This window comes from Cupriavidus sp. GW823-FHT07A04, from assembly GCF_058794615.1.
In genome coordinates, this window is record NZ_JBXAHA010000009.1 from 227,186 (window position 1) to 247,727 (window position 20,542).

At 66.3% G+C, this 20,542-nt stretch carries 23 protein-coding genes; 8 read left to right on the forward strand and 15 right to left on the reverse strand.

Features of this window, described 5'->3' with window-relative positions; translation table 11 throughout:
• Positions 1-40 precede the first annotated feature (40 nt).
• Genes AC1Q7Q_RS17590 through AC1Q7Q_RS17610 form a run of 5 tightly spaced genes read right to left on the reverse strand, consistent with a single transcriptional unit; the run spans position 41 to position 4,286 of the window.
• The gene (locus AC1Q7Q_RS17590) at positions 41-349 is read right to left on the reverse strand and encodes a DUF2160 domain-containing protein (protein WP_459371386.1); all 309 of its coding nucleotides are present in this window, start codon (positions 347-349) and stop codon (positions 41-43) included.
• Positions 350-361: 12 nt separating this feature from the next.
• Positions 362-1,195 (reverse strand): carbohydrate ABC transporter permease, encoded by an 834-nt coding sequence (locus tag AC1Q7Q_RS17595; RefSeq protein WP_492376106.1) that lies wholly within the window; start codon positions 1,193-1,195, stop codon positions 362-364.
• Positions 1,188-2,081 carry a carbohydrate ABC transporter permease gene (locus AC1Q7Q_RS17600; RefSeq protein ID WP_492376105.1) on the reverse strand — a complete coding sequence of 298 codons (894 nt, stop codon included), beginning with the start codon at positions 2,079-2,081 and terminating at the stop codon, positions 1,188-1,190. The genes AC1Q7Q_RS17595 and AC1Q7Q_RS17600 overlap by 8 nt, the downstream gene beginning before the upstream one ends.
• Positions 2,078-3,184, reverse strand: coding sequence for an ABC transporter ATP-binding protein (locus tag AC1Q7Q_RS17605; RefSeq protein WP_492376104.1), 1,107 nt, complete (start codon positions 3,182-3,184; stop codon positions 2,078-2,080). The genes AC1Q7Q_RS17600 and AC1Q7Q_RS17605 overlap by 4 nt, the downstream gene beginning before the upstream one ends.
• A 1-nt stretch (position 3,185) precedes the next feature.
• A complete protein-coding gene (locus AC1Q7Q_RS17610) occupies positions 3,186-4,286 on the reverse strand; it encodes an ABC transporter ATP-binding protein (RefSeq protein ID WP_492376103.1) in 1,101 nt (366 codons plus the stop codon).
• 156 nt (positions 4,287-4,442) lie between these two features.
• Between AC1Q7Q_RS17610 and AC1Q7Q_RS17615 the strand changes: the two genes are divergently transcribed.
• Complete coding sequence (locus tag AC1Q7Q_RS17615; RefSeq protein WP_150983211.1) at positions 4,443-5,210, forward strand: DeoR/GlpR family DNA-binding transcription regulator; 768 nt, start codon at positions 4,443-4,445, stop codon at positions 5,208-5,210.
• A 127-nt stretch (positions 5,211-5,337) separates the two neighbouring features.
• On the opposite strand, the gene purU is transcribed toward AC1Q7Q_RS17615, so the two are convergent.
• A complete protein-coding gene (purU, locus tag AC1Q7Q_RS17620; RefSeq protein WP_043347737.1) occupies positions 5,338-6,204 on the reverse strand; it encodes a formyltetrahydrofolate deformylase in 867 nt (288 codons plus the stop codon).
• A 29-nt stretch (positions 6,205-6,233) separates the two neighbouring features.
• On the reverse strand, positions 6,234-7,100 hold the full coding sequence (locus tag AC1Q7Q_RS17625; protein ID WP_492376102.1) for an NUDIX hydrolase: 867 nt from the start codon (positions 7,098-7,100) through the stop codon (positions 6,234-6,236).
• Between the two features lie 102 nt (positions 7,101-7,202).
• Between AC1Q7Q_RS17625 and glpK the strand changes: the two genes are divergently transcribed.
• The 4 genes from glpK to AC1Q7Q_RS17645 all read left to right on the forward strand — a co-directional run bounded on the left by glpK (position 7,203) and on the right by AC1Q7Q_RS17645 (position 11,464).
• Complete coding sequence (glpK, locus tag AC1Q7Q_RS17630) at positions 7,203-8,765, forward strand: glycerol kinase GlpK (protein WP_492376101.1); 1,563 nt, start codon at positions 7,203-7,205, stop codon at positions 8,763-8,765.
• 111 nt (positions 8,766-8,876) lie between these two features.
• Complete coding sequence (locus AC1Q7Q_RS17635) at positions 8,877-10,481, forward strand: glycerol-3-phosphate dehydrogenase/oxidase (protein ID WP_492376100.1); 1,605 nt, start codon at positions 8,877-8,879, stop codon at positions 10,479-10,481.
• Between the two features lie 123 nt (positions 10,482-10,604).
• Positions 10,605-10,979, forward strand: a complete 375-nt coding sequence (locus AC1Q7Q_RS17640; RefSeq protein WP_492376099.1) for an MliC family protein — start codon at positions 10,605-10,607, stop codon at positions 10,977-10,979.
• Between the two features lie 98 nt (positions 10,980-11,077).
• Positions 11,078-11,464, forward strand: coding sequence for a hypothetical protein (locus AC1Q7Q_RS17645; RefSeq protein ID WP_043347745.1), 387 nt, complete (start codon positions 11,078-11,080; stop codon positions 11,462-11,464).
• A gap of 518 nt (positions 11,465-11,982) precedes the next feature.
• On the opposite strand, the gene AC1Q7Q_RS17650 is transcribed toward AC1Q7Q_RS17645, so the two are convergent.
• Together AC1Q7Q_RS17650 and AC1Q7Q_RS17655 are read right to left on the reverse strand one after the other, a co-directional pair.
• Positions 11,983-12,267 carry a hypothetical protein gene (locus AC1Q7Q_RS17650; protein WP_043347749.1) on the reverse strand — a complete coding sequence of 95 codons (285 nt, stop codon included), beginning with the start codon at positions 12,265-12,267 and terminating at the stop codon, positions 11,983-11,985.
• A 128-nt stretch (positions 12,268-12,395) separates the two neighbouring features.
• Positions 12,396-12,623 (reverse strand): hypothetical protein, encoded by a 228-nt coding sequence (locus tag AC1Q7Q_RS17655; protein ID WP_150983206.1) that lies wholly within the window; start codon positions 12,621-12,623, stop codon positions 12,396-12,398.
• A gap of 202 nt (positions 12,624-12,825) precedes the next feature.
• Between AC1Q7Q_RS17655 and AC1Q7Q_RS17660 the strand changes: the two genes are divergently transcribed.
• On the forward strand, positions 12,826-14,097 hold the full coding sequence (locus AC1Q7Q_RS17660) for a serine hydrolase domain-containing protein (protein ID WP_492387192.1): 1,272 nt from the start codon (positions 12,826-12,828) through the stop codon (positions 14,095-14,097).
• A 108-nt stretch (positions 14,098-14,205) separates the two neighbouring features.
• On the opposite strand, the gene AC1Q7Q_RS17665 is transcribed toward AC1Q7Q_RS17660, so the two are convergent.
• The 6 genes from AC1Q7Q_RS17665 to AC1Q7Q_RS17690 form a co-directional block, all read right to left on the reverse strand.
• Positions 14,206-14,490 carry a hypothetical protein gene (locus AC1Q7Q_RS17665; RefSeq protein ID WP_043347757.1) on the reverse strand — a complete coding sequence of 95 codons (285 nt, stop codon included), beginning with the start codon at positions 14,488-14,490 and terminating at the stop codon, positions 14,206-14,208.
• Between the two features lie 117 nt (positions 14,491-14,607).
• Positions 14,608-14,829 carry a hypothetical protein gene (locus AC1Q7Q_RS17670; RefSeq protein WP_253927639.1) on the reverse strand — a complete coding sequence of 74 codons (222 nt, stop codon included), beginning with the start codon at positions 14,827-14,829 and terminating at the stop codon, positions 14,608-14,610.
• A gap of 89 nt (positions 14,830-14,918) precedes the next feature.
• Entirely contained in the window at positions 14,919-15,122 is a 204-nt protein-coding gene (locus AC1Q7Q_RS17675; RefSeq protein ID WP_043347764.1) for a hypothetical protein, read from the reverse strand.
• 82 nt (positions 15,123-15,204) lie between these two features.
• Positions 15,205-16,446: a CaiB/BaiF CoA transferase family protein gene (locus AC1Q7Q_RS17680; RefSeq protein ID WP_492376231.1), complete on the reverse strand. Its 1,242-nt coding sequence runs from the start codon at positions 16,444-16,446 to the stop codon at positions 15,205-15,207.
• 54 nt (positions 16,447-16,500) lie between these two features.
• The gene (locus AC1Q7Q_RS17685; RefSeq protein WP_492376232.1) at positions 16,501-17,478 is read right to left on the reverse strand and encodes a Bug family tripartite tricarboxylate transporter substrate binding protein; all 978 of its coding nucleotides are present in this window, start codon (positions 17,476-17,478) and stop codon (positions 16,501-16,503) included.
• Between the two features lie 65 nt (positions 17,479-17,543).
• Positions 17,544-18,701: an acyl-CoA dehydrogenase family protein gene (locus AC1Q7Q_RS17690; RefSeq protein WP_416049155.1), complete on the reverse strand. Its 1,158-nt coding sequence runs from the start codon at positions 18,699-18,701 to the stop codon at positions 17,544-17,546.
• A gap of 227 nt (positions 18,702-18,928) precedes the next feature.
• Here AC1Q7Q_RS17690 and AC1Q7Q_RS17695 point away from each other — a divergent pair, with 227 nt between their 5' ends.
• Together AC1Q7Q_RS17695 and AC1Q7Q_RS17700 are read left to right on the forward strand one after the other, a co-directional pair.
• Positions 18,929-19,711 (forward strand): IclR family transcriptional regulator, encoded by a 783-nt coding sequence (locus AC1Q7Q_RS17695; RefSeq protein WP_492376233.1) that lies wholly within the window; start codon positions 18,929-18,931, stop codon positions 19,709-19,711.
• Positions 19,711-20,535, forward strand: coding sequence for an IclR family transcriptional regulator (locus AC1Q7Q_RS17700; RefSeq protein ID WP_492376234.1), 825 nt, complete (start codon positions 19,711-19,713; stop codon positions 20,533-20,535). The genes AC1Q7Q_RS17695 and AC1Q7Q_RS17700 overlap by 1 nt, the downstream gene beginning before the upstream one ends.
• The last annotated feature ends 7 nt before the right edge of the window (positions 20,536-20,542 follow it).

Genomic DNA, 20,542 nt, shown 5'->3' on the forward strand with positions numbered 1-20,542 from the left:
CTTTATTCTTGTCGGCTCAGGTACGCGATCCGCATGCGGCTCAGCCCTTGCGCATCACCAGGCCCAGCGCAAGCATGGACAGCACCAGGCTGATCCAGATCGAAGGCTCCTCCGCCAGCGAAAACCACGCCATCATCTTCTCGCCCAGGCCTACCCACGCGAGGTTGATCCAGGCCGCGCACATCAGGCCGATGAACAGGCGATCGCCGCGGGTGGTCGCGATCGGCAGGAAGCCCTTGCGCTCCATGGTAGGGGCGCGCGTCTCCCACATCGTCATGCCAACCAGCATCACCGCGATGCTGATGAAGAACACGGCCACCGGGGTGGTCCATACCATCCAGTTGAACATGGCATCCTCTCCTTACACGCGGCCCATCGCGAAGCCTTTCGCGATGTAGTGCCGCACAAACCAGATCACGATGCCGCCGGGCACGATGGTGAGCACCCCGGCCGCGGCCAGCACGCCCCAGTCCATGCCGGAGGCCGACACCGTGCGCGTCATGGTGGCAACGATCGGCTTGGCGTTGACCGAGGTCAGCGTGCGCGCCAGCAACAGCTCCACCCAGCTGAACATGAAGCAGAAGAATGCGGCCACGCCCACGCCGGCTTTGATCAGCGGCAGGAAGATGGTGATGAAGAAGCGCGGGAAGGAATAGCCATCCACATAGGCCGTCTCGTCGATCTCGCGCGGCACGCCCGACATGAAGCCCTCCAGGATCCACACCGCCAGCGGCACGTTGAACACCAGGTGCGCCAGCGCCACGCCCAGGTGCGTGTCCATCAGGCCGATGGTGGTGTAGAGCTGGAAGAACGGCAGCAGGAACACCGCCGGTGGCGTCATGCGGTTGGTCAGCAGCCAGAAGAAGACGTGCTTGTCGCCGATGAACCGGTAGCGCGAAAACGCATAGGCCGCGGGCAGCGCCACTGTGATCGAGATCACCGTGTTCATCGCCACGTAGATCATCGAGTTGATGTAGCCCGAGTACCAGGACGGATCGGTGAAGATGGTCTTGTAGTGCTCCAGCGTGAAATCGTTGGGCCACAGCGACAGCGTGGAAACGATCTCCTCGTTGGACTTGAACGACATGTTCAGCATCCAGTAGATCGGCAGGATGGCGAAGACCAGGTACACCACCAGGAAGACTGCACGCCAGTAAGTGGCGCTTTGCTTGGCTTCACGTTTGGCTTCACGCATTGGGCATGTCCTCGCTGCCGGCGGTGCCCGCGCGCTGCATCCAGTTGTAGAGAATAAAACACATGAGCAGGATGATCAGGAAGTAGACGATCGAGAATGCCGCGGCCGGGCCCAGGTCGAACTGGCCCACGGCTTTCTGCGTGAGGTATTGCGACAGGAACGTGGTCGCATTGCCAGGCCCGCCGCCGGTCAGCACGAAGGGTTCGGTGTAGATCATGAAGCTGTCCATGAAGCGCAGCAGCACCGCGATCATCAGCACGCCACGCAGCTTGGGCAGCTGGATATAGCGGAACACCGCCAGGCGCGAGGCGCCGTCGATCTGCGCGGCCTGGTAGTACGCGTCGGGAATCGCGCGCAAGCCGGCGTAGCACAGCAGCGCCACCAGCGGCGTCCAGTGCCACACGTCCATCACCAGCACCGTGAACCACGCGTCCACCGCGCTGCCGGTGTAGTTGTAGGCAAAGCCCATGCCGGCAAGCCCCGCACCCAGCAAGCCGATGTCGGTGCGCCCGAAGATCTGCCAGATCGTGCCCACAACGTTCCATGGAATCAGCAGTGACAGCGCGATCACCACCAGCACCGCCGACGCCTTCACCCCCTTGGCCGGCATCGACAGCGCCAGCAGGATGCCCAGCGGGATCTCCACCGCCAGCACCGCCAGCGAAAAGCCAAGCTGACGCAGCAGCGCGTCGTGCAGCTCGCCGTCGCGCAGCACGGTGCGGAACCATTCGGTGCCGACGAACACGCGCCGCTCGGGCGAGATGATGTCCTGCACGGAGTAATTGACGATGGTCATCAGCGGCAGGATGGCAGAGAACGCCACGCACAGGACCACCGGGATGACCAGCAGCCAGGCCTTCTGGTTGACGGGCTTCAGCGTGCTCATGCCACCAGCTCCTCGTTGACGTAGTAACAGGTATGACGGTTGAACACGGACAGCCACACGGTCTCGCCCGCCCGCAGCGCCGCGCCCTCATTGCCGAGCCGGCCGCGCACGGTGGCAGCGTGGCCGCTGGCATCCTGCACGGTGGCGGTGACCAGCCAGTAGGTGCCAATGTCCTGCGCGCGCTCCACGCGTGCGGGCACGGCCTGCGGATCGGTGCTCGCGGCCAGGCGCAGGTACTCGGGGCGCACGCCGACCTTGAAGCTGCCGGCCGCCTGCAAGGCCGTGGCGACGGTCGGCGCGAACTCTGGCATATAGCGCCGACCGGCAATTTCGATGGCGCCATCGCGCCATGCCCCTGCCAGGAAGTTCATGCCCGGCGAGCCAATGAAGTTGCCAACGAAGGTATGCGCCGGGCGCTCGAACAGCGCATCGGCCGGCCCCACCTGCACCGCCCTGCCGCGCGACATCACCACCACCTGGTCGGCAAAGGTGAGCGCCTCGGTCTGGTCATGCGTGACGTAGATCAGCGTCAGCCGGAACTCGTGGTGAATCTCCTTGAGCTTGCGGCGCAACTGCCATTTCAGGTGCGGATCGATCACGGTCAGCGGCTCGTCGAACAGGATGGCCGATACGTCCTGGCGCACCAGGCCCCGCCCGAGCGAGATCTTCTGCTTGGCGTCGGCCGCCAGGCCGCTGGCGCGCCGGTCCAGCGATGCGGACAGGTCCAGCATCTCGGCCACGCGGCCCACGCGCTCCTTCACCTGGGCCGCGGGCACGCCGCGGTTGCGCAGCGGGAAGGCCAGGTTTTCGCCCACCGTCATGGTGTCGTAGATCACCGGGAACTGGAACACCTGGGCGATGTTGCGCGCCTGCGGCGTGGCTGCTGTCACGTCGCGGCCATCGAAGGAAACGGTGCCATGCGATGGCCGCTGCAAGCCGGAAATGCAATTGAGCAAGGTGGTCTTGCCGCAGCCGGAGGGCCCGAGCAAGGCGTAGGCGCCGCCGTCATTGAACGTGAACTTCAGCGGCAGCAGCGCGTAGTCCTCATCCGCTTGCGGATCGGGACGGTATGAATGGGACAGCTCGAGGTCGATGCGTGTCATCTCAGGCTCCCAGCTCGGCAGTGGCGGGGGCGACCTTCAACGGCCGGCTTGGCGCATGAATGCGCATGCCGTCTGCGTCGAACAGGTAGAGCTGCGCGGGATCCAGGTGCAGCGTGAGCGGTGCGCCCAGTTCCAAGTCGACCACTCCCGGAAACTGCGCCACCAGGTTGCCAACCGGGGAATCCATGTGCACGAAGGTGTCCGACCCGGACAGCTCGGCCAGCGCCACCCGGCCCGCCACCGGCACCGAGCCGGGCACGGCGTCCAGGCGCAGCGCACCGGCCCGCACCCCGACCGTTACCGTGCCGCCTTGTTCCACGGCCCCGGGCAAGGGGACCACAACGCCGCCAGGCAACGTGACCGCGCCGGCCAGCAGGCTGCCGGCCATCAGGTTCATGGGGGGATCGCTGAAAGCACGCGCCACGCGCAGCGAGGCGGGATAGTGGAAGACCTCTGGCGTGGGCCCGTACTGCAACAGCTCGCCGGCATCCAGCACCGCGGTATAGCCGCCCAGCAACAGCGCTTCGGCCGGCTCCGTGGTGGCATAGATCACGGTGGCATTGCCATGCGCGAAAAGCTGGGTGAGTTCCTCGCGCAACTCTTCGCGCAGCTTGTAGTCCAGGTTGACCAGGGGCTCGTCGAGCAGCATCAGCGGCGCGCCCTTGGCCAGCGCGCGTGCCAGCGCCACGCGCTGCTGCTGCCCGCCGGAGAGCTCGGCGGGAAAGCGCTCGAGCAGGTGCTCGATATGCAGGCGGGTGGCCAGCGCCCTCACCTGTCCATCGACATCCTTGGAACGCCGCAGCTTGAGCGGCGAAGCAATATTGTCGAAGACGGTCATCGACGGGTAGTTGATGAACTGCTGGTAGACCATCGAGACGTTGCGCTCGCGCACCGGCATGCCGGTCACGTCGACGCCGTCCACCTCGACGCGGCCGGCACTGGGCCGGTCCAGCCCCGCCATGACCCGCATCAGCGAGGTCTTGCCGGCCTGGGTGGCTCCTAGCAGGATGGTCACCGCGCCCGGCACGGGCGTCAGCGACATGGGATATAGATACGCCTGCGAACCTGCTTGCTGGGCGATGCCTTCCAATCTGAGCTGCATCGAGTCTCCGATTCCGAATGCCACATACATCACATATACCGCAATGATGCAAACGCACAAATCCTTGCTTCCCGCTCGTTTTAGAGCAAAAACGAAAATAAAACAATCATGCACCGCATCATTTGTTTTCGTTTGTGTTTGAACTAGAATGCCGGCATGACGCTAAATCCACGCCAGACCGCCCTGCTGGAAGAGGTTCGCAGCCAGGGCTTCGCTTCCATCGACGAACTTGCCCGCAAGTTCGGGGTGACCCTGCAGACCGTGCGCCGGGACGTCAACCTGCTGGCTGAAGGCGGCATGCTGGCGCGCTTTCACGGCGGTGTGCGGGTGGAGGGCTCCACGGTGGAGAACATCGCCTATCGGCAGCGCCAGGGGCTCAATGCCGAGGGCAAGGCCCGCATTGCGCGCGCAGTGGCCAGCGCCGTGCCCGAGGGTTGCTCGCTGATCCTGAATATCGGCACCACGGTCGAGGAAATCGCGCGCGAGCTCATGCATCACCGCGGCCTGCGCGTGATCACCAACAACCTGAACGTGGCGAGCATCCTGGCCGACAACCCCGATTGCGAAGTGATCGTCGCCGGCGGCGTGCTGCGCTCGCGCGACCGCGGCATCGTGGGCGAGGCCACGGTGGAGTTCATCAGCCAGTTCAAGGTGGATATCGGCCTGATCGGCATCTCGGGCATCGAGGCCGACGGCACGCTGCGCGATTACGATTTTCGCGAAGTGAAGGTAGCGCGGACCATCATCGAGCATTCGCGCGAAGTCTGGCTGGCGGCGGACGCCAGCAAGTTCAACCGGCAGGCCATGGTGGAACTGGCGCACGTCTCGGAGATCGACCGGCTGTTCACCGATGAGCCGTTGAAGCCGCCATTCGAGAGCATGCTGGAAGAAAGCGGAGTGCGCTGTGTGGTCGCGCAGGCCTGAGAGCGGCCAGCCACGGCGCAGGCGCCCCTGCGGGCGAGGCGGTGCCGGCGCGACTGCCGCCGGGCACCTGGCGAAGGGCTTGCTGAGTGGCTTGCCTAAGGACTCGCTTAGGGACTTGCCGGAGGTCTTACTTGAAGACGACGGTCTTGTGGCCGTTGAGCAGGATGCGGTGCTCGGCATGCCATTTGACGGCACGCGCCAGCGCCACGCACTCCACGTCACGCCCCACCGCGGTGAGCTGCTCGGGATCCATGCTGTGGTCCACGCGCTCGATTTCCTGCTCGATGATCGGGCCTTCGTCCAGCGCCGCGGTCACGTAGTGGGCGGTCGCGCCGATCAGCTTCACGCCGCGGTCGTGCGCCTGATAGTAAGGCTTGGCGCCCTTGAAGCTGGGCAGGAACGAGTGATGGATATTGATGGCGCGGCCGGCCAGCTTGCGGCACAGGTCGTCGGACAGCACCTGCATGTAGCGCGCCAGCACCACCAGGTCGATGTTCTGCTCGCGCACGATCTCGAACACCTTGTTCTCTTGCGCGGCCTTCTGCTCAGCCGAGGCGTTCATCATCGGCAGGTGGAAAAACGGGATATCGTACGACGCGGCAAGCTGGTAGAAATCGCGGTGGTTCGACACGATGGCGGCGATCTCCACCGGCAGGCCGCTGGCCTTGGCGCGGAACAGCAGATCGTTCAGGCAATGGCCGATTTTCGACACCATGATCATCACGCGCGGCTTGACGCTGGCATCGAACAAGTCCCACTGCATGGCGAACTGATCGCCGATCGGCGCAAACGCGGTCTTCAGCGTGGCCAGGTCCGGGCCGCCGGCGGCCGGCGTGAAATGCACACGCATGAAGAAGCGGCCGGTGAACTCATCGCCGTACTGGTCGGAGTCGACGATATTGCAGCCGTGCTGGAACAGCAGGCCCGAGACGGCATGGACGATGCCAGGCTGATCCGGGCAGGAAATGGTGAGAATGAATCCGGTATTGCTCATCGTGTGTGGTTTTGTCTAGTGCGCGCCGATCAAGGGCGGGGGATGCCGGGGGCGCTCCAGCCGCGGCGATTGAGCGCATCCAGCGTCACCAGGGTCGCGTCGACCGTCATGGCGCCATCCGCCATGATAGCAAGCAATGCCTCCGGCTCGATACGGCGGTGCTCGGCCACCTCCCCGTCGCGGTTATGCGGCACGAAATCCGGCGGCAGCAACAGGTCGTACACGTACACGGCCTCCCACTGCACGCCCTCGGGGATTTCACGCAGCACTTCGATCACGCCATGCGCCTCGGCGCGTTGCGCCAGCACGGGCGCAATGCCTGACTCCTCGTCGCACTCGCGCACCAGCGTGGCAAGCGGATCACTGCCGTGCGGCATGCCGCCAGCCACCAGGTTGTCCCACATGCCGGGGTCGACCGCCTTGGCGGCGCTGCGCCGTGAAATCCACAGCGCGCGCGCGCCGGCAATGACGCCGTTCATGTGCGAGGCAAAGGTCAGCAGCCCGAGAAAGCGCGCGGCCGCGCGCTCGATCACCGCGAAGGCCGGCGCCGCGAGTTCCGGCGTGACGGCGAACAGCTCGTCGCGCCAGCCGCGCACATGGCCGGCATCCGCCAGCCAGTGCGCCAGCACCTTCAGCGCCGCGCTGCGAGTGCAAGCATCGCCGCAGTCCGGCAGCAGCGCCACGCTGCCACCCCGCGGCTCGCCCAGCACGCCCGGCACCGTATCCTGCGCGCGCAGGATCTGCGCATGCGCGCGCGGCAGCCAGCCCACCTGGCGGCCTGCCACGGTCAGCCGCAAATGCGCGCCGGCATCGAAACGGCTGCGCGCCGCCAGCGAGGCGGCAACGCGGGACACGACGGGGTTCTGGCTGGCGCTATCGGGCAAGGTATCGGACATGAAGGATCCCGGCGGCCGGCAAGGCACGCCTGCAATGGTTAATGTAGTGGTTAATGTAGTGGTTAATGTAGTGGTAAAAGCAGTCAATCCAGGACAAGACGCATGAAGCAAACCCAGCCTTCGGGCCTGCCGCAATTCGTGCTGGCGCTCGACCAGGGCACCAGCAGCTCGCGCGCGATCCTGTTCGATCACGCCGGCAACGTGGCGCGGGTCGCGCAGCGCGAATTCCGCCAATATTACCCGCACCCCGGCCACGTCGAGCACGATCCCTACGAGATCTGGCAGTCGCAGCTGGCGGTGGCCCACGAGGTGCTGAACGACGCCGGCGTCGCGGCCAGCCAGGTGAGCGCCATCGGCATCACCAACCAGCGCGAGACCACCGTGCTGTGGGACCGCCAGACCGGCGAGCCCATCGGCCGCGCGCTGGTCTGGCAGGACCGCCGCACCGCGCCGATGTGCGAGGCGCTGCAGGCCGACGGCCATGGCGAGCTGTTCCGCGACAAGACCGGCCTGATCATCGACGCCTACTTCTCCGGCACCAAGCTGCGCTGGATGCTCGACAACACCGAGGGCGCGCGCGAACGCGCGGCGCGTGGCGAGCTGGCGTTCGGCACGGTCGACAGCTGGCTGATCTGGCAGCTGACGGACGGCAAGCGCCATGTCACCGATGTCTCCAACGCGTCGCGCACGATGCTGTTCAACATCCACACCTTCCAGTGGGATGATGACTTGCTCGACCTGCTGGACATCCCGCGCAGCTTGTTGCCCGAGGTGGTGCCCTCCAGCGGCGAGGTGGCGCGCACGGCGCTGCGGCTGTTTGGCGCGGAGATCCCCATTGCCGGCATCGCCGGGGACCAGCAGGCCGCTACCTACGGCCAGGCCTGCCTGTCCCCGGGCATGGCCAAGAATACCTACGGCACGGGCTGCTTCCTGCTGATGAACACGGGATCGCAGCCGGTCACTTCGCACAATCGCCTGCTCACCACCATTGGCTGGCAACTGGGCGGCACCACGCCGCCCGCCAGCCGCACCCAATATTGCCTGGAAGGCGGCGTGTTCATGGGCGGCGCCACCATCCAGTGGCTGCGCGACGGGCTGCAGATCATCAACAGCGCGCCCGAGGTGGAGCCGCTGGCGCGCCAGTGCGACGACACCGAAGGCGTGGTGCTGGTGCCGGCCTTTGCCGGCCTGGGCGCGCCGCACTGGGATCCGTTCGCGCGCGGCACGCTGGTCGGCCTGACCCGCGGCACCGGACGAGCGCACATTGCCCGCGCCGCGCTGGAGTCGATCGCACTGCAGAGCGTGGACGTGCTGGACGCCATGCAGAAAGATGCCGGCATCTCGCTGGCCGAACTGCGTGTGGACGGCGGCGCATCGCGCAGCGACCTGCTGATGCAGATGCAGGCCGACCTGCTTGGCACGGCCGTGGTTCGCCCGCGCGTGACCGAGACCACGGCGCTTGGCGCGGCCTACCTGGCGGGACTGGCCACCGGCTACTGGAGCGGCGAGGACGAGATCGCCAGCCAGTGGCAGGTGGAGCATCGCTTCGAGCCCAACCTTAGCGCCGACGCGCGCGCGTACCGGCTCTGGCGCTGGCATCGCGCGGTAGAGCGCGCACGCGACTGGGCGCGGGAAGATGGCGCGCCACCGCACTCGACAAATTGAGCGCGAGCTGAGCGCAGCGCACAAGCCACACAAGGCACACAAGCCTACACGGCAAGTACAAAAGTACATACAAGCAACACCGCGACACGCATTCGCACCAAACAAGGAATCATGCAGACACTGCACACCCCCATCCTGCCGCCCGACCGCGCCACCCTGCTCGCCACCCTGGAGCGCGAGCCTAAGTGGGATGTCATCGTCATCGGCGGCGGCGCCACCGGCCTGGGCACGGCGGTGGACGCCGCCTCGCGCGGCTACCGCACGCTGCTGGTGGAGGCCGCCGACTTCGCCAAGGGCACCTCCAGCAAGGCAACCAAGCTGGTTCACGGCGGCGTGCGCTATCTCGCGCAGGGCAATATCAGCCTGGTGCGCGAGGCGCTGCATGAGCGTGGCCTGCTGGCCCGCAACGCGCCGCACCTGGTGTGGCCGCTCGGCTTCGTGGTGCCGGCCTACCAGTTGTTCGACCAGCCCTTCTACGGCATCGGCCTGAAGCTATACGACATGCTGGCCGGCGGCCTCAACCTGTCCGGCAGCCGCTGGCTCAACCACCGCGAAACCCTGGCAGCGGCGCCGACCCTGGCCGAGCACGTGGGTGGGCGGCCCCTGCGCGGCGGCAACCTGTATTTCGACGGGCAGTTCGACGACGCCCGCCTGGCCATCGCGCTGATGCGCACGCTGTTTGACGTGGGCGGCACGGCCATCAACTACCTGCGCGTGAGCGGGCTGTCGCAGCGCAACGGGGTGATCGACGGCGTCACCGTGAAGGACGTACTGGGCGACGCCAGCTTCGACCTGAAGGCGTCCTGCGTGATCAACGCCACGGGCGTGTGGGTGGATGCCGTGCGCCAGATGGAAGACGGCCAGGCCCGCAGCATGGTGGCCCCCAGCCAGGGCGTGCACCTGACCTTGCCGCGCAGCTTCCTGCCCGGCGACCGTGCCATCCTGATCCCCAAGACCGATGACGGCCGCGTGCTCTTCGTCGTGCCCTGGAACGGCCACACCATCATCGGCACCACCGATACGCCGCGCAAGGACCTGCCGCTGGAGCCGCGCGCCGGCGCCGACGACGTCGATTTCATCCTGGAGACCGCCACGCGCTACCTGTCGCGCGCGCCAACCCGCGCCGACGTGACCAGCGTCTGGGCCGGCCTGCGCCCGCTGGTCAAGGCCACCGGCGAAGCCTCCACCGCCTCGCTCTCGCGCGAGCACACCATCCTGGTGTCCAAGGCCGGCCTGATCACCGTCACCGGCGGCAAGTGGACCACCTACCGCAAGATGGCCGAGGACGTGGTGGGCACGGCCATCCAGCGCCAGATGCTGCCGGCCGCGCCCTGCGTGACAGCAGATCTGCCGCTGCACGGCGCGCAGGGCTTGCCCGCGAACCTGCCCGCGCCCGGCAGCGGCTCGCCGGACCGTTACTACGGCAACGAGGTCGGCATGCTGCACACGCTGCCCGGCAACGACGACATGCTCGTGCCCGGCGCCGGGCTGACCGCCGCCCATGTGCGCTTTGCCGCGCGTTTCGAACTGGCTCGGCGAGTCGAGGACGTGCTGGCGCGCCGCAATCGCGCCCTGTTCCTGGAAGCCAGCGCCGCGAGCGCGGCAGCGCCGCGGGTGGCCGAGATCCTGGCCGAGGAGCATGGGCACGACGCCGCCTGGCAAGCGGCCGAGGTAGCCAGCTTCCGGGAGCTGGCAAGCGGCTATATGTTGGCCTGAGCGACAACCCGCGGCAGGGACGCCACCCCGCCGCGCGTGCCGCGGGGAGTACGCCAGTCACGACCTGGGCCGCCTCATCAGCCATCGGCATCTTGCTACCGAGCTAGCCAACAAGGAAACCATATGCCTCTTCGTTCGCCCCTGCGTCGCTTCACTACCTGCGCCATCGCCGCCACCATCGGCCTGGCCGTTGCCCCCGCCATGGCCAAGCCCGGCATCGACGGCGTGCGCTTCGACCCGCCCCGTGCCGTGCGCTACCAGTGCGAAGACGGCAAGCAGGTCACGGCGCGCTATTTCAACAGCACCGACAACCAGATCGCCATCTTGCGGCTGGATGGCAAGCCGCTGCTCTTTGTCAGCGTGCTGACCGGCTCGGGCGCCCGCTATGCGCATGGCGCGTATCTGTGGATCACCAAGGGCGACGAAGGCATGCTGCAGGACCTGACCAAGGGCGAGAGCGCGCCACCGGCCTACGCCAACTGCCACGCAGCGAAATAGGGCTCCGGAGCAGCGCCCGAGCAGGTCATCGCCAGAACATTTTGGTGCTTGTGCCCTGGCCGAGCGATAATGCGGGTTATCGAATCAGGGAGAACACCATGGACGAGATTGATGATCTGTCCGATCTGCCGATGCCCCGCTTTATCTGGGGCTTCGCGATCTTTACGCCCAAGGGCGGCGAGGTCATGCATGACGAATTTGAATATCTGACCCACACCCGCGCGCCCCGCTTCACCTGCCGGGTAGTCGAACTGGAAGACATGCCGGTCGACAGCGAGGAAAGCGGCATCGACGGGCGCATCGTGCATTACGACGAGCCCGGCCGCCTGTTCTACATCTCCGACGCCGGCATCGCGCTGGTGAACTTTGAGCTGTTCGACAAAGTGCCGGAGAAGCAAAAGCTCAAGAAAATCTGCGATGAGGCCATCGAAAACTGGATGCTTCGCCGCGATTTCCTCGACTCGGAAGAAGGCGAAGAGGACTGAGCGCCCTTTGCTCCACCCCGAAGGGATGACGGCCATAAGGCTGTGATCCCCTGGAGCGGTCCCCGCGGCCGCTCCGTTCCCTCCGCCCTGGCGTGCCTCGCCGCGGGCAACCGCACTGCCCCGAGTCTTTCCCGCCCCCGTCAGCCCAGTCCTACACCGCAAGCGGAAACCGCCGGACACCCTGCCAGAACGGCCGTGCCTATAGTGGAACCGTGGAAAACAGATAGGAAAGGAAGGAAATCATGCCCTACATTCTCGCCTGGCTGCTCGGTGTCCCTGCCTTCGTATTGCTGCTGATCTGGCTGTTCGTGCATTGAGGTTTTGCCCTCGCTCACACAGGAACGGCATCCGGGAGACCCCCCTTCCCTCAAAGCAAAACAGCAAAAGCAAAACGCCCGCTGAAACCCAGCGGGCGTTTTGCTTGCTTCTGTTTGCTACGGCCCTGCGCACCACACCGTTTGCGTGGACAAGAAGGCACAAACCAGTGCTTCTTGCCCACCCGGCCCAGCGCGCTGCAATCAGGCTGCCGCGTCTTCCTGCGGCAGGCCGCGTTCCAGCGCTTCTTTCAGCAGGCCGCTCATGCCACCGGCGTGTGCCGGCGCCAGTGCCTGCAGGCGCTTCACCAGTTCGGCATCCAGCTTGCATGCAAACGGCACCAGGCCTTGTTCCTGGTCGAGCCGGCGCTGTTCGCGGCGATCGACCTTGGCCGGGCCGGTATCACGGCCGGCACGGACTGCCGCGGACAGCTTCAGGCTGTTTGCGAGCTTCAACGCTTTGTTCTTTTCGAGGTCGGTCTTTTTCACGGCTTGTTCCGCTAGAGTCTGTCTGGGGCGGTATTGTACGCAGGTCGGCGGGAAGGCCCACCTTTCCGACGTGCACATGACGCGATGCACGCCTGGCCGGCACTGCATGGCGTCACCGCGCCAGCCCCCTACCGCGCCTGCCTCACCTCGATCAAATCCGCCGCCACCCGCTCGATCTCCGCATAGACGGGAAGCGCCTCGTCGGGGCCGGTGCACCCGACACCGGTCGCGCTGGCTTCGTCCGCGCCCAACGGATGAAAGACAAAGGCCATGCCTGGCTTCCACCTCGGGTCGTTCTTCAGGCTTTCATTGAGGATGGCCAGGTACTGGCTGCGAGTGAACACGTGTTTTGACATCTTCACCTCCGATGATTTGTCGGGATCGTAGCATGGCGCGCGGCCCGATTCGGGTGAGCCTCGATTCACGCGCGCCAACCCGCATGCGATGATCACCTTGCATTTGCAGCAATCGAGCCCTTCCCGATGCCACATCGGTGCCACACCGAGGCTGCATCGATAAGACATTGCCAAGACAACGATAAGACAAAGGATGAGACAAATGATACGCAGCACTTTGCCTGCGCTGGCGGTCGCACTGCTGGCTGCCTGCGCGGCCCCGGCCAACACGCAAAATACCGCACCGCTCACGACCGGCTTCTCCGCCACGCAACTGGACAGCATGAGCGCGCGCGTGCGTGCCGATGTCGCGCAAGGGCGCATTCCCGGCGCCGTCTACCTGGTGGCCCGCAATGGCAGCATCGTCAACACGCAGACCATTGGCTGGCAGGACGCGGCGGGCAAGGTGCCGATGCGCCCGGACTCGATATTCCGCATCTACTCGATGAGCAAGCCGATCGTCTCGGTGGCAGTCATGATGATGGTCGAGGACGGCCGCATCCAGCTGGCCGACCCGGTGTCGAAGTACCTGCCCGAGCTTAAGGACCTGCGCGTTGGCGTGGAGAAGATCGACGCTGCCGGCAAGCCCGTGCTGGAACTGGTGCCCGCCCAGCGCGAAATGACCGTGCAGGACCTGCTGCGCCACACGTCTGGCCTGACCTACGGCGTGTTCGGCAAGTCGCTTGTCAAGGAGGAATACAAGCGGCTGGACGTGGATGCCACCGAGCAAAGCAATACCGAGTTCATCGCGCGTCTGGCCAAGGTGCCGCTGCAGTTCCAGCCCGGCACCACGTGGGAATACAGCCGCTCCACCGATGTCCTGGGCGCCCTGCTCGAGCGCGTGTCGGGCCAGACGCTGGCCACGCATCTGCAGCAGCGGATCTTTGCGCCATTGCAGATGAAGGACACCGGTTTCTGGGTTCCGCCGGCACAACAAGGCCGCATTGCGGAGCCCTTTGCCGTCGATCCCGACAGCAAGGTGCCGGTCGGGCTGATCGACGTGCGCCGCGCCCCGAAGCTTGAATCGGGCGGCGGCGGCCTGGTGTCGACCGCGGCCGACTACTTCCGCTTTGCCCAGATGCTGCTCAATGGCGGCGAGATCGACGGGGTGCGCCTGCTATCGCCCAAGACGGTCGCCTACATGACGGCCGACCACCTTGGCATCGTGGGCGCCCGTTCCCTGGCGCGCGGCGCGGCCTACCTGCCGGGGCCGGGCTATGGCTTTGGCCTGGGGTTCGGCACGCGCACGGGCACCGGCGAATCGGCCACGCCGGGATCGGTCGGGGACTACTACTGGGGCGGGGTCGGGGGCACCTACTTCTGGGTCGACCCGAAGGAGAAGACCGTGGCGATCTGGATGATGCAGGCGCCGGGGCAGCGCGAGTATTACCGCGCGTGGTTCAGGAACACGGTGTACAGCGCCATGATCCCATGAGCCCATGACTTCATAGCGCCATAGCGCCGTGATGAAGCGCCGCGGTGGCCGCCCGCTGCCACCGCGGCTGCCGCGCTTGACCGCCCCCCAAGGCCTCCCTACAGCGCCCTACAGCGCAGCAACGGACTCGCCCGGGACCAGGCCGTTGATGATGTCCTCGCCGAACTTCACGGCGCCGCGGCGCGCGGTGCCGATATTGTCCCAGGGCGCGGCGCTGAGGCGAAACACGCGCGAGCGCTCGGTCCCCGGCTCATGCCCTTCGCGGCAGATCACCACCGACGCGTTGAAGCTGCGATCCGGCCGGCGCTCGGGCCAGGTACGTTCCGCCTGGTGACGATAGATTAGCGGGTAGAGATCGAAGCCTTTGTAGCGGGTGAAAGGTCCAGTGTCCAACTTGCGCTCCCCTGTCGATGATGGATGGGTGGATGCGGCCGGCGCCGCACCGCCACGGATTCGCCCCGCCCTGTTGCCAGGCGGTGGCGGGAATGCTTTCAGGCAAATCGGGCCGCGTCAGTCTGCCGGCTGTATCGACCAACCCGGCCCCTTGCCGTTCTTGTCGCTCTCATGGCGCCAGCGGCAGCCGCAATCGGCACAGGTGTAGGTGGCAAAGGTGATCGCGGGCTGGCCACGCGGCTTGATGCGCTGCGTATCCGTCAGAAGCAGCCGGGGATGCCCCGTGCCACCGGTCGAGCCGGGCCGTATCTGCGCACAGGCCTCGCACATGCTCATCATCGCTCCCGCGCCTTGCACATGCAGTCAGCGAGCGGGCCGCTGCGCGCCGACAGTGTCAATGCTGCGCTTTCCCATGGCGCGCGTAGCGGCTACTTATCCGCCGCCATCGCCTTGAGCTGCGCGTCGCCAGCCACGCGCGCCGCGTCCGAGGTGGTGAAGGTATCGTCCGAAACAATGGTGCGCTTGACCATCTGCGCAGCGAAGTCGACCAGCGTGATCACCCACACATAGCGCCCGGCCTGCGGCGCTGTCTGGACAATTGCCTGAAGATGCGGCGTGGAATCCTTAGCCATGATGCTCCTCCGGAGAATCGGATCAGGCCACTGTAGCACGAGTTGCGCACGAGGCTGCCGCAACGCCGGTGCACCGCGCTTGTCAGACCACCTGCAGTTCGCGCAGCGTTTCCAGATCGGCCGGCGTCAGGCCAAGCTCGGCGTAGAACGCCGCGTTGTGCTCGCCCACCGCGGGGCCGCTGCGGGGTGCCGGTGGCGCATGGCCGGAAAACCTCGGCACCACGCAGGGCGCGGGAATCGAGCCGAGATCGGGGTCGGGCAGGCGGACGACCGCGCCGCGTGACTGGAAATGCGGATCCTCCAGGATATCGACAATGGTGAAGATCTTGCTGAACGGGATCTCGTGCGCGCCCAGCGCCCGCGCCACGGCTTCGTCGTCATGCGCGGCAAACCAGGTCTTGACGATGGCGTCGAGCGTATCGAGATGACGCACGCGCGCCGGGTTGCTGGCATAGCGCGGATCGTCGGCCATGGCAGGTTTGCCGATGGCATGGCAAAGCCGGCGGAAGATCGGGTCCGATGACGCCACGAGCGAAACCCAGTGCCCGTCCGCGGTAGCGTACATATTCGATGGCGCGGTGTAGGTGGCGCGATTGCCGGCGCGCTGGCGCACCTGCCCCAGTTGCTCGTACTCCACTGCCAGTGGCTCCAGCAGGCGGAACAGTGCCTCGGTGGCGGACAGGTCGATCTCGCGGCCACGCGCCTCGTTGCCATGCGCGTGCGCGCGCCGGCTGTCGGCCACGGCGGCTGCGATCGAGAACGCGCCGAACAGCCCGGCCACCATGTCGCCCATCGGATAGTTCATGTGCATCGGCGAGCCCGACGGATCGCCCGCCAGGTTGGTGAACCCGCTCATCGCCTCGAACACGCGCGCAAAGCCGGCTCGCCCCGCATACGGCCCCGTCTGGCCAAAGCCGGTCAGGCGCAGGATCGTCAGGCGCGGATTGGCTGCGTGCAAGGTCTCGGCGTCGAGGCCCCAGCGATCCAGCGTGCCAGTGCGGAAATTCTCTACCAGCACATCGAACCGCGGCAGCATCTTGAGAAACAGCGCGCGTCCTTGCGGCTTGCGCACATCCAGCGTGATGCCGCGCTTGCCGCGATTGGTGACCTTCCAGTACAGCGGCAGCTTGCCCTTCACCGGCGCGAGCCCGCGCAGCGGATCGGTGCCATCGGGCAACTCGAGCTTGACGACTTCCGCGCCCATGTCCGCGCATAGCGTGCTGGCAAATGGCGCGGCGACTACCGTGGCCATGTCGAGGATGCGCACGCCGGCGAGCGGTCCGTTCTGCTGCGCGGCGGGCGCGTCTTGATCTATGTGGTTCATGCGGGTGCCGAGGCGATGTTCTGGTGTGTTGGAAATTGGCTCAGGGCAGCGTGCTTAGTCGAGCGTGGTTCCAGTCGACTTCACCAGCGCGGCCCACCACGCCGTATCACTGCGGATCAGCGCGGCGAACTGCTCGGGCGTGTTGCCTACCGGCTCCGCGCCGAGGTCCACCAGGCGCTTGCGAATCTGGGGCTTGGCCAGGATCTTCGCTGTCGCATCATGCAGCTTGGCAATGATCGGGCGCGGCGTGCCAGCCGGCGCCATCAGCCCCTTCCACGCGGTCACCACATAGCCCCTGAGCCCGGCCTCCTCGACCGTCGGCACATCGGGCAAGGCGCTGGCGCGCTTGTCGCTGGCCACCGCCAGGGCACGCAGGCGGCCCGATTGCACAAACGGCAGCAACGCCGGCATGTTGTCGATCATCAGCGTGATATGCCCGGCGATCAGGTCGGCCACCGCGGGGCCGCTGCCCTTGTACGGTACGTGCTGCAGCTTGATGCCGGCGGACTGGTTCAGCAGCTCGCCCGCGAGTTGCGCCGTGGTGCCGTTGCCCGGCGAGCCAAAGCTGAGCTGCCCGGGCTTGCTCTTGGCATAGGCGATGAACTCCTTGAGGTTGTGCGCAGGCACCGACGGGTTGACCGCCATCAGGTTGTGCTCGCGCGCCAGCATCGTGACCGGTGCGAGGTCTCGCAGGGGGTCATAGGACATGCGCGCGTAAAGGCTGGGGTTGATCACCGTGGGACCGGCCGCGGCCAGCAGCAGCGTGTAGCCATCGGGCGCAGCCTTGGCCACCGCATCGCCGCCGATATTGCCGCCAGCGCCTGCCTTGTTCTCAACGACCACGGTCTGGCCGAGTTCTTCCTTCAATTGCTCGGCCAGCAAGCGCGCCAGCGTGTCGGTGGACCCACCCGGCGGGAACGGCACGACCAGGCGGATCACTTTGGCCGGATAACTTGCCTCGGCCAGCGCCGGTTGCGCAAGCCCAGGCAGGGTCAGCAGGACGGAGCCCGCTGCAAGCAAGGTTTTCAACATGGTGTCTCCTTGACGGAATGACGCCGCCTGGCAAGTTGGCCGGCGGCTGTTCTGCGCTTTCGTGATCAGCTCGCCGCGGCCTGCGCCAGCGTGCGCTTGGCGATATTGAGCTGGTGGATCTGGCTGGTGCCTTCGTACAGGCGGAACAGGCGTACGTCGCGATAGAAGCGCTCGATGCCGAAGTCCGCGATATAGCCGTAGCCGCCAAACATCTGCACGCAGCGATCCGCCACGCGCCCGCACATCTCGGAGGCGAAGTACTTGCACATCGAGGCTTGCATGGTCACGTCTTCGCCGCGATCGCGCTGGCGCGCCGTTTCCATGATCAGCGCGCGCGCAGCAAAGATCTCGGTCTGGCAATCGGCGATCATTGCCTGCACCAGCTGGAACTCCGCCAACGGCTGGCCGAACTGCTGGCGCCCGGTGACGAAGCGGATCGCTTCGTCCAGCATGCGGATGGCCGGCCCCGTGCACAGCGCCGCCAGATGGATGCGCTGCTTGTTGAGCACCTTCATCGCCGTGCGAAATCCTTGCCCTTCCTCGCCTCCGATCAGGTTGGCGCCGGGCACGCGGCAATCGTTGAAGTGCACCTCCGAGACCGGCGATCCCTCCTGCCCCATCTTGCGATACGGCTGCCCGGTGGTCAGGCCCGGCGTGCCGCGCTCCACGATAAACGCCGAGATGCCGGCCGCCCCGCTACGCGCGGGATCGGTACGCGCCATCACGGTGAACAAGCCAGCAATGGGCGCATTGGTGATGAAGCACTTGGTGCCGTTGAGCACATAGTGGTCGCCGTCGCGCCGCGCGGAAGTCGTCAGCGCCGTGGCATCCGAACCGGCCTCCGGCTCGGTCAGCGCGAACGAGCCGGTCAGCTCGCCACTGGCGAGCAAAGGCAGGTAGCGGCGCTTTTGCTCGGGCGTGCCATCCGCCACCAGCGCTTCCGAGCCAATGCCGGTATTGGTGCCCACCCGCGCGCGGAAGGCCACCGAGCACTGTGACAACTCCAGCGCCGCCAGCACGAGTTCCTCGGTTGTCATGCCGGCGCCGCCGTACGCCTCGGGAATCGAAAAGCCGAACAAGCCCAGCTCGGCCATTTCCTTTACCAGCGCTTCGGGTATGGCATCGAGCGCGGCCACCTCGGCCTCGCGCGGCACCAGCCGCTCGCGCACGAAACGCCGCAATTCGGCCAGAAAGGCTTGAAAGGCGTCCGGTTCCCTGATCATCAGTCTTGCTCCATCCGGTAAGTGCGGCCGGGATCGGCTGCGTGGAAACCAGCGTAGCAACCCGTGCCAGAAAAGCGGATCGATGTTTCGCTATCTTGAACGCGAGACGTGCCCGGAATGCCCGGCGATGGCTATGATGGATGCGTACCACTGCCCTGCGATGCAGCCCATGCGCCGCCTTTGAACCGCCTTTGAACCGCCTTTGAACCGCTTTTCTCTCACGCCAGATGCCGCTCCGCCCCCATCACCCGGACCCTGCCTTCGCCACCACGCTGGCGCACGGGCTAGCGCTGCTGCAGTGCTTTCGCGTGGGAGAGACGGTCATGAGCAACAAGCAATTGGCGGAGCGCACCGGGCTGTCCAAGGCCACCATCAGCCGCCTGACGTACACGCTGGCGGCACGCGGCCTGTTGCTCTACGACACCGATCTGCGCCGCTACCGGCTGGGCTCCACTGCGCTCTCGCTTGGCTACCCGCTGCTGGCCAGCCTCAAGGTCAGGCAGCTTGCGCGCCCGTTGATGAAGCAGCTCGCCGACGAAGTGGGCGGCTCGGTCTCGCTCGGCCTGCGCGACCGGCTGCAAATGGTCTACGTGGAGACCAGCCGCGGGCACGACGCCATCGCCTTCCGGCCCGATATCGGCGCATCGCTGCCCATGCTCCCCACCGCCATCGGACGCGCCTGGCTGTGCCAGGCATCCCCCGACGAGCGCGAGCCGGTGCTGGCGGCGCTACGCGCCAGCGACGCCGCGCAATGGCAGGCGCACGCCACCGCGCTGGAAGCCGCGGCGCACGATTTCGCCACGCTTGGCTTCTGCCTGTCGCGCGGGGAATGGCAGCGCGACGTGCATGCCGTGGCCGTGCCGATGCGTGCCGAGATCGACGGCGAGGTGCTGGTCTTCAATTGCGGGGTGCCAGGCGGCAGGATGACACCACGAAAGCTCGAACGCGAAATGGGGCCGCGCCTGCTGCGGATGGTGCGGCGCGTGGAAGCGTCGTTGGGGATCGCGTGATGGCATCGGCGCCCTCACCCGGCCGATCGCGCGGCACGCCCGTAGGCGACGAGCGCGACACCGGCGATCGCCAGTTCGCCACCACGCTCGCGCACGGCATCGATATCCTGCTGGCCTACCGCCCTGGCGAATCCCTGCTCGGCAACAAGGAGTTTGCACAACGCACCGGCCAGTCGAGATCAGCCGTGGCAAGGCTCACGCACACGCTGACCGTGCTCGGCTACCTGCGGCGCGACGCCGCGCAAGCCAAGTACCGGCTCGGCGCGCCCGTGCTCTCGCTCGGCTATCCGCTGCTAGCCAGCATGCATATCCGCCAGATCGCCCGGCCGTTGATGAAAGAGCTCGCCGACCGCGTCGGCGGTGCGGTATCGCTAGGCATGCGCGACCGCACGCAGATGATCTATGTGGAGACCGCCCGCTCCACCGACAGCCTTGTCGCGGTGCCGGACATCGGCGCCGCGCTGCCCATGCTCACCACCGCGATCGGCAAGGCCTGGCTATGCAAGGCGCCCGCCGAAGAGCGTGAAAGCGTGCTCAATCGCCTGCGCCTCCAAGACCCCGATGCCTTCCTGCGCTTCCAGCCACAGATCGTGCGCCTGCGGCAGGATTTCGAGGCCAAGGGCTACTGCGTGAACCGTGGCGAATGGCGCAGCGATGTCCATGCCTTTGCCGTGCCGCTGTTCCGGCCGGTGGATTCGCAATGGCTGATCTTCAACTGCGGGGTATCGGCACAAGCCAAGCCATTCGCCGCGCGCGAGCGGGAAGTCGCGCCGGGGCTGATGGATCTGGTGCGAAACGTGGAAAGGCTGCAGGGGATGCGGTGAGTACGCC